The sequence below is a fragment of the Flaviflexus massiliensis genome (assembly GCF_001375495.1).
Classification (GTDB): domain Bacteria; phylum Actinomycetota; class Actinomycetes; order Actinomycetales; family Actinomycetaceae; genus Flaviflexus; species Flaviflexus massiliensis.
Map to the genome: position 1 here is coordinate 172,410 of NZ_LN831057.1, position 15,094 is coordinate 187,503.

The 15,094-nt window shown below is 59.9% G+C and carries 11 protein-coding genes and 1 riboswitch; of the genes, 9 read left to right on the forward strand and 2 right to left on the reverse strand.

Features of this window, described 5'->3' with window-relative positions; all coding sequences use genetic code 11:
* Positions 1–40 precede the first annotated feature (40 nt).
* The 3 genes from BN1241_RS02360 (at position 41) to sucD (ending at position 4,155) form a co-directional block, all read left to right on the forward strand.
* Complete coding sequence (locus BN1241_RS02360; RefSeq protein ID WP_077138237.1) at positions 41–1,978, forward strand: acyltransferase family protein; 1,938 nt, start codon at positions 41–43, stop codon at positions 1,976–1,978.
* Between the two features lie 84 nt (positions 1,979–2,062).
* Complete coding sequence (sucC, locus tag BN1241_RS02365) at positions 2,063–3,226, forward strand: ADP-forming succinate--CoA ligase subunit beta (protein ID WP_054952115.1); 1,164 nt, start codon at positions 2,063–2,065, stop codon at positions 3,224–3,226.
* A 14-nt stretch (positions 3,227–3,240) separates the two neighbouring features.
* The gene (sucD, locus tag BN1241_RS02370) at positions 3,241–4,155 is read left to right on the forward strand and encodes a succinate--CoA ligase subunit alpha (RefSeq protein ID WP_054952116.1); all 915 of its coding nucleotides are present in this window, start codon (positions 3,241–3,243) and stop codon (positions 4,153–4,155) included.
* A gap of 246 nt (positions 4,156–4,401) precedes the next feature.
* Here sucD and BN1241_RS02375 read toward each other — a convergent pair whose 3' ends face one another.
* Positions 4,402–4,848, reverse strand: coding sequence for a hypothetical protein (locus tag BN1241_RS02375; protein ID WP_054952117.1), 447 nt, complete (start codon positions 4,846–4,848; stop codon positions 4,402–4,404).
* Between the two features lie 367 nt (positions 4,849–5,215).
* Here BN1241_RS02375 and BN1241_RS02380 point away from each other — a divergent pair, with 367 nt between their 5' ends.
* The 4 genes from BN1241_RS02380 (at position 5,216) to purH (ending at position 10,012) form a co-directional block, all read left to right on the forward strand.
* Positions 5,216–6,571 carry a cell division protein PerM gene (locus tag BN1241_RS02380; protein WP_054952118.1) on the forward strand — a complete coding sequence of 452 codons (1,356 nt, stop codon included), beginning with the start codon at positions 5,216–5,218 and terminating at the stop codon, positions 6,569–6,571.
* Positions 6,568–7,188 carry a phosphoribosylglycinamide formyltransferase gene (gene purN, locus BN1241_RS02385; RefSeq protein ID WP_054952119.1) on the forward strand — a complete coding sequence of 207 codons (621 nt, stop codon included), beginning with the start codon at positions 6,568–6,570 and terminating at the stop codon, positions 7,186–7,188. Before BN1241_RS02380 ends, purN begins: the two co-directional genes overlap by 4 nt.
* A 247-nt stretch (positions 7,189–7,435) precedes the next feature.
* Positions 7,436–8,317, forward strand: a complete 882-nt coding sequence (locus tag BN1241_RS02390; RefSeq protein WP_147599218.1) for an LPXTG cell wall anchor domain-containing protein — start codon at positions 7,436–7,438, stop codon at positions 8,315–8,317.
* A gap of 4 nt (positions 8,318–8,321) precedes the next feature.
* Positions 8,322–8,404, forward strand: a riboswitch (ZMP/ZTP riboswitch).
* Between the two features lie 21 nt (positions 8,405–8,425).
* Positions 8,426–10,012 (forward strand): bifunctional phosphoribosylaminoimidazolecarboxamide formyltransferase/IMP cyclohydrolase, encoded by a 1,587-nt coding sequence (purH, locus tag BN1241_RS02395; RefSeq protein ID WP_054952121.1) that lies wholly within the window; start codon positions 8,426–8,428, stop codon positions 10,010–10,012.
* A gap of 210 nt (positions 10,013–10,222) precedes the next feature.
* On the opposite strand, the gene BN1241_RS02400 is transcribed toward purH, so the two are convergent.
* Entirely contained in the window at positions 10,223–11,266 is a 1,044-nt protein-coding gene (locus BN1241_RS02400) for an FAD-dependent oxidoreductase (RefSeq protein ID WP_077138238.1), read from the reverse strand.
* Between the two features lie 29 nt (positions 11,267–11,295).
* Between BN1241_RS02400 and BN1241_RS02405 the strand changes: the two genes are divergently transcribed.
* Positions 11,296–11,568, forward strand: a complete 273-nt coding sequence (locus BN1241_RS02405) for a DUF3017 domain-containing protein (RefSeq protein WP_054952123.1) — start codon at positions 11,296–11,298, stop codon at positions 11,566–11,568.
* A gap of 17 nt (positions 11,569–11,585) precedes the next feature.
* Positions 11,586–14,999 carry a proline dehydrogenase family protein gene (locus BN1241_RS02410; RefSeq protein WP_054952124.1) on the forward strand — a complete coding sequence of 1,138 codons (3,414 nt, stop codon included), beginning with the start codon at positions 11,586–11,588 and terminating at the stop codon, positions 14,997–14,999.
* Positions 15,000–15,094: the final 95 nt, after the last annotated feature.

Consider the following 15,094-nt stretch of genomic DNA (forward strand, 5'->3'; position numbering starts at 1 on the left):
CCGCCGCGAACTATGGTGGAGCGAGAGAAGAGGGGGACAGATGACCGCTGAAACACGGGGACGAGCGAGGCGGCCTCGCCGTCACCCCATGGCAGATCCGGGTGGCATGATCGGCGGACTGGATGGCTTGCGTGCGCTCGCGGTCATTGCCGTTGTCATTTACCACATCACTTCGGGAGCCCTGCCCGGTGGCTTCCTCGGCGTCGATATCTTCTTTGTCGTCTCCGGATTCCTCATCACCACGCTGCTGCTGCGCGAGGTGCGAAAAACTAAGCGAATTGATCTGAAGGGCTTCTGGATCAGAAGAGCCCGCAGGCTCCTCCCCGCCCTCCTATTCCTCGTTATCACCGTGGTGCCGGTCGCCGGCATGGTCAACCGCGATCTGCTGGTCGGAATTGGCCGGCAGGTGCTCGGTGCTCTCACATTCTCATCGAACTGGCTGGAGATCGCTCACGGTTCCTCCTACTTCGATCAGACCTCCCCGCTCCTGTTTAAGAACTTCTGGTCGCTTGCGGTGGAGGAACAGTTCTATCTCCTCTGGCCACTGATTTTCCTTGCGGTCATTGTGCTGGTGCGCACATGGCGGGGGAGAGTCGGCTTGGCGATGAGTTTGGCGCTCTTCTCGGCCGTGCTCATGGCAGTGATCGCCGATCCGCTGAACTTGACCCGCGTCTACTACGGCACCGACACTCACCTTTTTGGTTTGGCGCTCGGCATTGCTCTCGCTTTCTCGTGGGCACCACCAACGGGTACGTGGCTTGCCGGAACCTGGAGCAAGTACAGCCAGCTCGCGGGCATCGGTGCCTTCGTCGGGCTCCTCACCCTCATGCTCACCCTGTCCGATCAGTCACTGATCGCCTACCGGGGCGGCATTCTCTTTTCCTCGATCCTCACGGTTGTTCTGATTGCCGCCATGCTCGCCCCCGGGTCCAAGCTGGCAACGATCTCCGATAACCCTGTTGCGACCTGGATCGGTCATCGCTCGTACGGCATCTACCTGTGGCACTGGCCAATCCTCGTTATATTGAGTCTCATCGTTCCCGCAGCCCCCGGCACCGTCACGTTCTGGGTGAGGTCCCTCGTAGCGATTGCCGTCACCCTGCTCATCTGCGAATTCTCGTTCAAATACATTGAAACCCCGATCAGGAAGAACGGGTTTAGGCAGACCTTGCGGAATGCTCGTGACCACGTGCTCGAGCGCAGCCCCGTGGCAGTTGGCTTGGCCGTGGCCGGCGTGGTGATGATGACGGGCACGGGCATTGCCGTCGCCGTTGCCCCCGAGAAGTCGTCCGTTCAACTCGAAATCGAGGAAAACGAGAAACGCTTTGAAGACCAAAACGAGCAAGCCCCGAACCCGGACAAAGACGCACCGGGAGAGAGCGGCGAACAGGATCCCGGTCAGGCAGGTGGTGACACCGGTGAAGCGAAGCCCGATGAGACAGCGGGTGGGGAATCACCCGTACCCGGTGGCGACTGGACAATGCCGACCGGTGAAAACATCACAGCGATCGGTGATTCCCTGATCGTGACGGCCGCCGATGGCCTGGAAGTGACCTTCCCGGGACTGAACTTCATCGCGAAGTCGAATAGGCAGTGGCATGAAGCTCCCGCACTCGTTGAGCAGGGGCTGAACGACGGCATGATCCGCCGCGCGGTCATCCTCGACTACGGTACGAACGCCGGCATCCCCGATCCCCAGGTCGTGCGTGATGTAGTGGAGATGCTGGGGGAGGACCGGATGATCGTGCTCGTGACGATCTATGGCCAGTCCACGTTCATTGATTCCTCGAACGAGATTCTCCGGGAGATCGCTTCCGAGTATCCAAATGTTGCGATTGCGGACTGGCATGCTGCCGTAACCGAGAACCCAGGTATGCTCCAAGCTGACCAAACCCATCCCAATATTGAAGGAATGTACCTGTTTGCGGAAACGGTCCAGGACGCTTTTGAGACACTTGCGTCCGATGGTGGGAATTAAGTCCCGCTCCGGCTGTGACCTTGCTATCCTGATACGGGTGTTTCGAAGTCGAGACACCGAGTCGTTATGGGAAGGATCTCCTCCGTGGACCTCTTCGAGTACCAGGCTCGTGACCTATTCGCTAAGCACGGCGTACCCGTGCTGGCAGGTCTCGTAGCTACCACTCCTCAGGAAGCTCGCCAAGCAGCAGAAAAACTCAACTCCAGTCTCTTTGTCGTCAAAGCCCAGGTCAAGACCGGCGGTCGTGGCAAGGCTGGCGGCGTGAAACTCGCACGTACACCGGAGGAGGTGGAAGAGGCAGCCTCCCAGATTCTGGGAATGGACATTAAGGGCCACATGGTGCACCGCGTCATGATCGCCGAGGGTGCCGATATTGCGGAAGAATACTATTTCTCCGTCCTGTTGGACCGCTCCGAGCGACGCTACCTCGCGATGTGCTCGCGCGAGGGCGGCATGGAGATCGAACAGCTCGCAGTCGAACGCCCCGAAGCTCTCGCCCGTATCCCCGTCGATCCGACCGTGGGCATCACCGAAGAGGTCGCTCGTGACATCGTCACCCAGGCCGGTTTTGATCAGGAGGATGCCGACAAGATCGTCCCCGTCATCATCTCCCTGTGGGATGTGTACGTGAAGGAAGATGCCACCCTCGTCGAGGTGAATCCCCTCATCAAGTCCCCAGACGGCGAGATCATTGCTCTCGACGGCAAGGTCTCCCTCGATGACAATGCTTCCTTCCGTCAGCCCGACCACGAAGCTCTTGTCGACAAGAGCGCCGAGAACCCCCTCGAGGCCAAGGCGAAGGAAAAGGGCCTCAACTACGTGAAGCTCGAAGGTGGCCAGGTCGGCATCATCGGTAACGGTGCTGGTCTCGTCATGTCCACCCTGGACGTCGTTGCCTACGCTGGCGAACAGTACAAGGTTGGTCCCGCCAACTTCCTCGACATCGGTGGCGGTGCGTCCGCCGAGGTCATGGCCAACGGTCTCGACGTCATCCTCGGTGATGACGAGGTGCGTTCCGTATTCGTCAATGTCTTCGGTGGCATCACCGCCTGTGACGAGGTTGCGAACGGTATCGTCCAGGCCCTCGCCATTCTCGGCGATGCTGCGACCAAGCCGATCGTGGTCCGTCTCGATGGCAACAACGTGAAGGAGGGACGCCGCATCCTTGTCGAGGCAGCGCATCCCCTCGTCACGATCATGGACACGATGGATGGCGCGGCCGCGAAGGCCGCCGAGCTTGCGGCGTAAGGAAGAACAACAACATGTCTATTTTTCTTGACAAGAACTCCAAGGTCATCGTTCAGGGCATCACCGGTTCGGAAGGCTCCAAGCACACCCAGCGGATGCTGAATGCTGGCACCCAGATCGTGGGCGGCACCAACCCGAAGAAGGCCGGCCAGTCCCTCGACTTCACCGTCACCCCGGTCGGCCCCGGCAACGCAACCGCCGGCACCGTTTCCGTTCCCGTGTTCGGAACCGTCGCTGACGCGAAGGAACAGACCGGTGCAACCGTGTCCGTCATCTTCGTCCCCCCGGCATTCACCAAGGGTGCTGTCGTCGAGGCGATCGACGCTGGCATGGCACTGGTCGTCATCATCACCGAAGGTGTCCCGGTGGCTGACACGGCAGAGTTCCGCGCCTACGCCGAGCAGAAGGGCGTTCAGCTCATTGGACCCAACTGCCCCGGCATCATCACCCCCGGACAGTCCAACGTGGGGATCACGCCCCCGGACATCACCGGTCCCGGCCGCATCGGTCTCGTCTCCAAGTCCGGTACTCTCACGTACCAGATGATGTACGAGCTGTCCGACATTGGTTTCTCCACCGCCATCGGCATCGGCGGCGACCCGATCGTCGGTACCACCCACATCGATGCCCTCCGTGCCTTCGAAGCCGACCCGGACACCGACCTGATCGTCATGATTGGTGAGATCGGTGGCGACGCCGAAGAGCGAGCAGCTGACTTCATCAAGGCAAACGTTACCAAGCCCGTAGTTGGCTACGTGGCTGGCTTCACCGCACCGGAAGGCAAGACCATGGGTCATGCCGGTGCGATCGTGTCCGGTTCCGCTGGAACTGCACAGGCCAAGAAGGAAGCTCTCGAGGCTGCTGGTGTCAAGGTGGGTAAGACTCCGACCGAGACAGCTAACCTCGCACGCGAGATCCTCACCGCCTAAACAACTCGGGTGATAGCCCGTAAGAGACTCATCGGAAATAAGTCGGAAACAGGACTACCAGTGAGTTGAACAGTTGAGGTGTATAGGTGCTTTGGGGCCGGACCACTGAGTGGTTCCGGCCCCAAAGACTATGTGGCTGAATATTGAGACTTCGCTTGGCCCTGCTAGGCCCCTATGCCTGGTGAAAAGGAAGTGCCTTGGGACAAGGGGCGTTCTCATCAATTGGCGAGAATAGCTTAATTGAGACTAGTCGTAGGTGACGTCCTCGAGTGTGAGGATTTTGACCTCGGGGGGAGTGACATCCGTGTTGGTGACTTCGACGGTGACAACGGCAGAACGATCCCAGCCACTAGAATTTGTGTAGTTTTCTGTCTGCGGATCTTTCCGGGTGAAGCCTTCGGCCTCAAAGTCGAATCCCTCCTCGTAAGGGACTTGCAGATCGACCCATATACAGCTGGTCAAGAAATCCTCGTTATCCAGGCCGCTCTCTTCAACCGAGAAGCAAATATCGATTGTGTCGCTGCCGTCCTCGTAGACCAGGGCCACGTGATCGAGAAGCAACTCGTCCCCGACCTTCGCTTGCGCAAGTTCCTCGGTGTCCGCGCCATCGTAGTCAACTTCGATTGGTCCGGACGAGCAGGTTGCCAATAGCAACATGGCAAGGCCGACCAAGGAGTATCGAACTTGTTTCATGGTTCCGCCCCTCAGTTGATTGTGCCATCCAGTACTTCAACGTTATCCGCTTTTTTGGAATGCAATGTCCTTTGTGCACTCGGAGTCATCTGGTCCTGAGTACTCGAATCACCCTAAGAGAATAAGACACCAACGTCTTCCGCCCTCATCAGTGCCTATGGCGGCATGATGCTCGTGCGGACCAAGCAACTTTTTAGCTTGTAGTTCCATGCTTTGCCTGAATCTCCGTGGCACGGATCGCCCTTATCTGTTCTGAGGTGTGGCCCACCTGTGGCTCGATTGTCACCTTCCGCTGTGTGAAATATGGCTGATCAAGAGGTGAGTTGTTCAAGGAAATGGATGACTCGGCCTGGAAATATGGAACACGATGAAAGCCGATGTTCGAACTCACCCGCTGCGCTTAGTTTTTGCAGGAATTCAACCCATTCTTTACGGATGGGCGGTTCTTGTCGTGCTCGGTATCTTCTCCTACACGATCATGGCAGACTCGCCATCCCTTGGGACGACCACCTGGCAGGACGTTGCCGGCGTGGTGACGGGCTGGTGGCTCACCGCCTTCGGAGGTTCTCTCCATTTCGATGGTGTCGCAATCTCGCTTCCGCCCCTGCTCATCACCCTCGTGACCTTCTTGGGGCTCTACTTCTTCGTGCGGAAGCTACCGGTTACTGACTGGAAAGACACCGCGGTGTTCGTGGTCGCAGCAGGTGCGACGACCGCCCTTCTCGGTCAACTAGCACCGGCGGGATCGAACTGGTGGCTGGCGGTGGTTGGCATGGTGGTGCTGGCTTCCCTCGCCGTTCTTTCCTCGAAGAATAGAACTGACTGGTTTGGTGCCGGCTTCTTCAATACCCCTGCCGGTCGGGCTATCTATGACGGGTTGATTCTTGCCAGGAGAGTGATAGTCGCCGCCCTCGTGCTGGGCACGATCGGCTTTGTGACTGCGGTGGTACTTGGCTGGTCCGATATTCTCTCCATCAACAGCTACTACATTCTGCAATGGCATTCGAATGTCTTTATGTGGCTGTTCCAGATCTGCTACGTCCCGACACTAATTGTCTGGTCGCTTGCGTACATGGTCGGGGCGGGTTTCGCCGTTGGCACCGGGACAAGCTTCTCCGCGCTCGGTGCGGAATCCGCGCCCCTGCCCGCGGTCCCGATCCTTGGTGCCCTTCCCCAACCAGGATCCGGAACGCCCTGGATCATCGCAATTGTTGTGCTGGTCGTCTTCCTTCTTGGCATGAGACAGTCGGCCGCCTTCCCGGACATGAAGGAAGCGCTGATCACGGGAGCCATTCACGTTGGTTTTGTCGCGATCATTGCCTCCATACTCGGTGCACTCGCTCAGGGATCGATCGGTCCTGAGCGACTCGCCATCACCGGTCCCGAAGCTCCTCTCATGGCCGGCCTGGGTGCCCTGGTACTCGGACTCCCGATGTATCTCGGCATGATTGCCAACCACCGAACGGCACGTGCGAAATATGTTGCGTGGTGGAAAAATGTGAGAGAGAAGAGCGCGGCAGCGAAGAACAAGACAGCTGCACCGACGCCCCGTGCTGGTGATGATGCTGGTGGCGATCAGTCACGTAGTGAACACCGCCCCGAAGAAGCGGTTGAGGTGGTGGATGATGGGGGAGCGGGCTCGCCCGCCAATCCCCATTCACCAACGTCGACAACCGCGATCACGGCGCATACTGCGCCCGAGGCGGGAAGGAAGAAGCCATGACTCAACCTGCACGCCTCGCAGTACTGATTTCGGGTGGTGGTTCGAATCTCGCGGCTCTCATGGAGGCCTGCAAGGATCCCGCCTATGGGGCGGAAGTTGTGCTGGTCGTTGCTGACCGTGACGGGTGTGGGGGATCGACTCTGGCGGAGGAACAGGGGATCCCCACCGCCACCCTCAAAGTCCGCGACTACGACAGCCGCGAGGCATGGGATCAGGCGCTAGCTGACACCTTGAAGTCGGCGCAACCCGACCTTGTTGTTTCAGCTGGCTTCCTGAAAATGTTTGGCCCCGCGGTTCTTCGTTCCTTCCCGGGTACGATCATTAACACCCACAATTCTCTCCTCCCTGCCTTCCCGGGGATTCACGGCCCGGCCGATGCTCTCAACCACGGGGTGAAGATCGCGGGAGCCACGCTGTTTGTGGTGGATGAGGGGATGGATACGGGACAAATCCTTGCCCAGTGCACCGTTCCGGTGCTGGATGATGACACGGAAGAAACCCTGTTGGAGCGGATCAAGGTCGCCGAACGAGCACAGCTCGTTGAGACGGTGGGAATCATGGTCCGGCACGGTTGGCGCGTGGAGGGCCGGCGTGCCTTCCTCAACAGAGCACAGTAAAGAGCCTGTGCTGAAGCAGATGAGTGTCACGATGTGGCAGGTAAATTTCCCCAATGGTGAGAGTGACTTGGCTTCGAGACAGGTGTGGGCGGAAGCAGCATTTTTGTCAGCCGTGCATACAGTTTCTTGAACGATTGAACTTTGTGTGATTCGTTATGCCTGGAAGACTCCTGAACCGGAGCATGTCTAGAATGACGGTAGCAAACTGGATGGAGAGCAGATGCGCCACTGGGTGAGAGGAACGACCATGGGGGTTGTTCTTGTGACCGCGGGACTATTCACGGGGGCTACCGCAATAGCAGCACCCCAGGCCGCACCGTATCCTGTCGACCTTGATCCTGTTGCCCCCGTGGTAACGGATGATGCGACTGATAATCCGACTGACACCCCGACGGATGAACCGGTCACGCCTCCCACCGACGAGCCGACCGACCCTCCGACCGAGGAACCGACGGATCCCCCCACGGAAGAACCGACGGATCCTCCGACCGAGGAACCGACCGATCCGCCGACGGAAGAGCCCACGGACCCACCCACCGAGGAGCCGACGGATCCTCCGACCGAGGAACCAACTGAGGAACCCACGGTTCCGCCCTCGAGCAATCCTGATCCGACGTTCCCGGAGAACCCGTTCCCGTCACAGTCACCTGTCAATCAGGCACCCCGGATCAGTTCGATCCCTCCCATCACCGCCGTCAGCCGTGCTGACCTGACCGAGGCTGACCTGCTTCGCGGAATTACGGTCTTGGACGATGTTGATCACTACCTGGTGCCCGAGGTGACGAACTGGGGTGACTGGAACAACCCGGTGGAATGCCCGGGGGGATACCCGTGCGTGTACCGCCTGGTTTTCACCGTGTTCGATTCGCACGGAAACTACGATGACGCAACGCGTGACATCATCATCACCGGTCAGCCCACGAGCACGCTTCGCTCCGTGATTTCCGCAGCCAGCAACAACCTCATCGACCGGGGTGTTTTTGAACCGAATGAAACGCTTTCGGTGGCAGATGAATGGGAGCTGCCCTACACGGGTGTGGACTCGGAACAGCTGCTCGGTATTTCCGGTCTTCTCATCGCGAGTGGAATTGGTGCCATGGCCTGGGGACGGAAGCGCGCAATCCGTTAGACTCGTTCTTGGTCACAACTGGCGAGGAAGATGGAACACCATTGGGGAGTGACCGTGACTGCCGTGTCGCACGCCTGGGCTTAACGGTGGATAGTCAAGAGGAGATTCATGACTCGCGCACTCATTTCCGTATTCGATAAAACCGGTATCGTCGACCTCGCCCGCGCCATCGCAAACGCGGGAATCGACATTATTTCAACGGGAGCAACCGCACGCGTCCTCGCCGAGGCAGGCATCGCTGTCTCCGGTGTGGAGTCCGTGACCGGATTCCCGGAATGCTTCGACGGCAGGGTCAAGACCCTGCACCCCCTCGTGCACGGAGGCATCCTGGCCGACCGTCGCAAGCCCGACCATGTGGCGCAGATGAAGGAGCTGGGCGTTGAGCCCATCGACATCGTCATCGTCAACCTCTACCCCTTCGAGGAAACCCTCGCTTCCGGTGCCAGCCCGGACGAATGCATTGAACAGATCGATATTGGCGGTCCCGCCATGGTCCGTGCCGCCGCCAAGAACCACGCCTCCGTCGCAGTCCTCACGTCACCGTCCCAGTACGGTGACGCCATTGTTGCCCTCGAGCGCGGTGGTTTCACGGAAGAGGAGCGCCGCGTCCTTGCCGCCCGCGCCTACGCTCACACGGCTGCTTACGATGCTGCCGTTGCGAACTGGATGACCGAACTTGCTGATGAGGAACCACAGTACGTTGGTGTCGGCCTGCCCCGCACCGCAACCCTCCGCTACGGCGAGAACCCCCACCAGTCCGCGTGGCTGTCTGCCGATGGGAAGGGTGGCGTCGCAAACGCCGTCCAGCTCGGTGGCAAGGAGATGAGCTACAACAACTACCGTGACACGGATGCTGCGCTCCGCGCCGCCTACGATCACCTCGACCCCACCGTCGCAATCATCAAGCACACCAATCCCTGCGGCATTGCCACCGCCGACACCATCGAACAGGCTCACGCTTCGGCTCATGCCTGCGACCCGGTCTCGGCCTACGGCGGTGTGATCGCCGCTAACCGGAAGGTGACGAGGGCGATGGCAGAGCAGGTGAAGCCGATCTTCACCGAGGTTATTGTCGCACCCGATTACGACGAGGACGCCCTCGAGCTTCTTCAAACCAAGAAGAACCTCCGTATTCTCAAGGTCACCCCTTCTGAAGAACAGCGCGACATTACCCAGATCTCGGGCGGATTCCTTGTGCAGGCACGCGACCAGGTTGATCAGGCCGGTGACGTGTTTGCTGGCTGGGATCACGTGGCCGGTCCCGAAGCCGATGAGCAGACTCGCAATGATCTCGAGTTCGCATGGCGCACGGTCCGCTCTGTCCGCTCCAATGCCGTCCTCCTGGTCAAGGACGGTGCCTCGGTCGGTGTCGGCATGGGTCAGGTCAACCGTGTTGATTCGTGCCGCCTCAGCGTTGAACGAGCCAACACACTTGGTGTGGCGGTTGAATCCGACGTGGACACCGCAGGTGGTGCCCAGGCAGGCACCGCAGCCAGCGAGGAGCGCGCACGCGGCTCCGTGGCAGCATCGGATGCGTTCTTCCCGTTCGCCGATGGCCTTGAGGTCCTCATCGAGGCGGGTGTGAAGGCAGTCGTTCAGCCGGGTGGCTCGATTCGCGATGCCGAGGTCATTGAGGCAGCAAATGCCGCTGGTGTCACCATGTACTTCACCGGTGTTCGCCACTTCGCACACTGACAATTATTGACGTACCGGTAGAGGTGTGAAGGTGGAGGGCTTGGACCGATCTGGTCTGAGCCCTCCACTCGTTCGAGGCAGTCTTCGTTAGAACCAATGTCGTTAGTCGTGACTCGTAAGAGTGCGCTACTCGCAATGCGTGAACACCTCGAAATGCGTTAAAAACCCGCAATGTGCTGACGCGAGCCAAAGCTCGTACGCTCAGGTTTTCTAGCGTTTGCTTCGCAGGATCTTCTTCAGCGGTAGGGAATCGATAGCTTCTTCGTTTGTGAGAGTGGCACCGAGATTGCGGCGCACGGCCACCCCATCGGCGGGTCTGTCAATCGTGAAGCCACCGACGAGGACTCCGTCTTTGATCCAGAGGGTCCGGGACCCGTCGGGAAGAGTGACCGGGGTACCCTCGGTGTCGCCAATGAGGATGAGTTCCTTGCCGGCGATGGTGGAGAAAACATCGATGAGGAGGGGATCGGGCTCAGTATCGGGATCTGTCGTGATCGCCTCCGCCACGCGAGATGCCTGATGCAGGGCAGTATTCCAATGGCCCCAGCGGGGTCCGGGCTCAAGCGTGGCACAGTCACCGAGCGCATAGACGTTCGGAATGGCGGTGCGGCCCCACAGGTCTGTTCGCAGGTCTAAGCCCAACGTATTTTGGATAGCTCCGGTTGCCTCGATGATCGTGCCGGGTTGGTCGGGCATGGTCCTCGTTATGCCTACCCCAAGATCAAGCAGTGCCTGCTCGATGGGCTTGGCGGCAGGCCCGAGGACGGGCAGGATCTGATCGGCAATCTCGACGATCGTGACCTCGTGACCGGCCGCGCGGAAGGAGGAGGCGAGTTCGCAGCCGAGCCAGCTGCCGCCCACGATCGTGACGGACCCGGTGATGGCGCGGAGCCTGTCAGCATCGGCACGAGTGCGGATCGTGAGGGAACCGGGAATGATCTGCCGAGCATCCGCTCCCAGGGCCAGAACGAGAGTGTCGGACTCGTAGGCAGTATCGCCAACGTAAGCGGTTGTTCCCGAAACCTTGGTGACCGTGCCGTGAATGACCTCGTCGACGAGCTTGGAGAGCTGACCGAAGCCCTCTGCAGATAGGGGCCTGCGGTAGTCTCCGAAAAGCTCCTTGGTCAGGGGCGGGCGATCATAGGGCGGGACGCCCTCGCGGTCGATGGCACGTATCTGACCCGTATAGCCACGCTCCCGCAACTCCGCAGCTACCCGAAGCCCAGCCAGTCCGGTTCCGCAAATTGTTAGCAATACAACCTCCAAACGATACAGTTAATCCTATGGGAGAAAAGCGCGTACCATCCTCATCACTCTTTGGGCTGATGAGCGGATGGATCGCAGTCGTGACCGCCACTGCCTTCATCATCGGGCCAGTCTTCTCAATCCTCGCGCTCGCGATCAGCATGATCACGTTAGGGATTGCGCGGGCGGTCCTCCCAACGGGTTACCTCCCAGATATTCGCGGTAGAGTCTGGGACACCCTGACACTGATTGGTGGCGGAACGACACTCCTGTTCTTATCCTCCTGGGGGAATGCCACCATCGTTGCCTAACGGAAGAAGGTAGTTGAATGGATCTCGTAACACGAGCAATCGCCAAGGCGCAAGAATGGTCTGATCGTGCGCAGCAGTATGCAACACCCTATGCATCTGAACTCCTCTCGAAAGTCCTCGACCACCCCGGAGGGCTCGAATATACGGTGAACTTTGTTGATGGCGTGATCCGTCCCGAAGACCCGCACGTCGTAGCCGAGAAGCTCGCCGAGATCTCCTCACAAGACGCCTCCTTCCTCCCCTCATACCTCTCCACCCTTGCCAAGGGCGGCGGGAAGCTAGCCCCGCTTGCACCCAAGGTCGCAACCGAGGCCGCAACCAAACTGTTCGCGGCACTCGTTGGCGACCTCGTCGCAGACGTGACCCCCAAGAAGCTGGGACCAACGATTGAAAAGATGAGAGCCGATGGGTCAAGACTCAACCTCAACCTCCTGGGCGAAGCCGTTTTTGGTACTGCTGAGGCCACCCGCAGGCTCTACGCCACCACGGAACTTATTGAGCGTGACGACGTGGACTACGTGTCACTCAAGGTTTCCTCCGTCATCGGACACCACGCCCCCTACGGCGTGATCGAAGCAATCGACGACGCAGTCAGGAGGCTGCTGCCAGTCTTTAGGAGCGCACGCGAACACGACACCTTCATTAACTTGGACATGGAGGAGTACAAGGATCTCCACCTCACCATCGACGTGTTCAAGAAGATCCTCGACCGCGACGAATTCCTGGACTATCGCGCCGGCATTGTCCTCCAGTCCTACTTGCCCGATGCTCGTGAGGCGCTCGCGGACCTGACCGCATGGGCGAAGGAACGCCGGGCGCGCGGGGGAGCCCCCATCAAGGTCCGTATCGTCAAGGGCGCGAACCTGTCGATGGAGCGGGTCGATGCGACCATGCGGGGCTGGGAGCTCGCCGTCCAACCGAGCAAGGCCGACACGGATGCCAACTACCTCGTCATGCTCCGTGACGCCCTGACAAGAGACAACATTGATGCCGTCCACATTGGTATCGCCGGGCAGAACCTTTTCACCCTCGCCTACGGCGTGCTCCTCGCTCGGGACAACGGGCTGGAACTTGGCACTGAAGTGGATGTGGAGATGCTGGCCGGTATGGCCACGCCCCAGGCACACGCAGTACGCGACGACGTGGGTCCGCTCCTCTACTACGTGCCCGTCGTGCGACCCGAAGAATACGATGTGGCGATCTCCTATCTCGTGCGCAGGCTCGAAGAGAACGCGACACCCGAGAACTTCATGTCAAACGTCTTCAGCCTCGACCAAGCCTCCGTTTTCGAGGTTGAGGCGGAGCGTTTCCGGACCGCGGCGAAGATGATGGAGGAGGGGATCGCCTTCGGGCCGCGGCGCACGCAGGATCGCAATGCCACCCCCGAACCAATCGGCGCGGAGTTCGCGAACACTCCCGACACGGATCCGTCCCTGCCCGCCAATATCATGTGGGCCCGCGACATCGCCTCCCGCATCCCCACCTCGACTGCGGGCAGTGAAACAGCTCGTGAACACACCTTCACAACCAAAGTTGAGCTCGATGAGATCGCTGACGAGGTCAGGACCGCGGCACGGGAGTGGGCGGCGCGTCCTGCCACCGAACGGGCGGAAGTCCTTCTCAAGGTTGCGGATGTTTTTGAAGCCAACCGCGGCCTGCTCATTGAGGCTGCCGGTTCGGAAGCCGGCAAGGCCATTGATCAGGCAGATGTGGAGGTCTCTGAAGCTATCGACTTCACCCGCTACTACGCCTCCCTCGCCCCAGCACTGGATGAGCTGGAGGGTGCGAAATTCAAGGCTGTTGAAGCAACGCTCATTACCCCGCCCTGGAACTTCCCGATCGCTATTCCCGCGGGCGGCGTTCTCGCGGCGCTTGCCACCGGTTCCGGTGTGCTGTTCAAGCCCGCCCGCATCACCCGCCGCATCGGCTCCCTCATCGCTCACCTCATGTGGGAAGCAGGGGTGCCGCGGGATGTACTGCGCCTCGTCAATCTTGACGAGGCGGCACCGGGTGCGGACAAGGGCCTGGGACGGTACCTGGTGGAGAAGGCCGATCAGGTGATTTTGACCGGCTCAATCGATACTGCCCGAATGTTCCGTTCCTGGCGGAGCGACATGCGGATCTTTGCGGAAACGTCTGGCAAGAACGCCATTGTCGTCACCCCTCACGCCGATATTGACCTGGCGGTCCGTGACATCGTTGCCTCCGCCTTTGGGCATGCCGGCCAGAAGTGCTCCGCAGCCTCCCTTGTGATCCTCGTGGGTTCCATGGGTTATTCGGAAAGGTTCCGCAACCAGCTCGTGGACGCGGTGCGTTCCCTGCACATTGCTCACCCGAGCGACCTGAGGACGGAAATGGGGCCGCTGACCGAGACCGCCTCGGGCAAGCTCCTGCGCGGACTAACTCAGCTGGAACCGGGCCAATCCTGGGTGCTGGAACCAAAGCAGCTGGATGAGAAACTTTGGACCCCCGGCATCCGCGCCGGCGTTGCGCCTGGATCAGAGTTCCACTTGACTGAATACTTTGGTCCGATCCTGGGAATCATGAGAGCCGATTCCCTCGAGGAAGCAGTCGAGTGGCAGAATGCTGTGGAGTTTGGTCTCACCGCGGGCCTATATTCCCTCGACTCCGCCGAGATCGCCTACTGGCTCGATCATGTTCATGCTGGCAACGTCTACGTCAACCGCACCATCACCGGTGCGATAGTGCGTCGTCAGCCCTTCGGTGGGTGGAAGCGATCCTCGGTGGGAACCGGTACGAAGGCCGGTGGCCCCAACTACCTGTACTCACTCGGCCACGTCGAACCGGACTTCACACAGAACGCTGCCGGCAACCTGACCGACACGGTCCTGCGTATCGCGTCCCGTGCCGCCAAACTCGTTGACGACACCACGCGCACGCAGGAAATCCTGCTGGGCATGGACAGGGCTCTTGCCTCAGAGTTCAGGGTGGAGCACGATCCGTCAGCACTCGGGGTGGAGATCAACGTCCTCCGTTACGTTGGCTTCCCCCGCGTCATCATCCGCGGCGGTGAGGATGCCCCATTCGGAGATGTCATCGCGAGCGCCGCAGGTGCCGCCACCCTGGGGGCCGGGGTCGAGGTGTCTGTTACTTCATCACTGCCGACTGCAGTGTCTGAGTTCTTTGCTGAGCACGGGATTGTTGTCACGATTGAGACAGAGGAAGCCTGGCACGAGCGAGCAGCCGCACTATCGGATGATGCTGATGGTGTGCGGATCCGGGTGCTGGGTGAAGACTCGAAGGCGCTCGCCGAAGCGATTGGCGGATCCGTCGATGTTGGCATCTACTCCGATCCCATCACTCCCGCGGGCCGCGTCGAACTCCTGCCCTATGTTCAAGAGCAGGCAATTTCGGCAACAAACCACCGGTTCGGTAACCACACAACGCTGCTGGAGGGCGTGCTGATCTAGAAAGATTCGGAAACCGAATCCGGGCTTGGTTATTGACTGTGTCCGGTCAGCGCTCTAAATGCGGTAATGAGATAGCGGAAAAGGGGCTGGTGGAC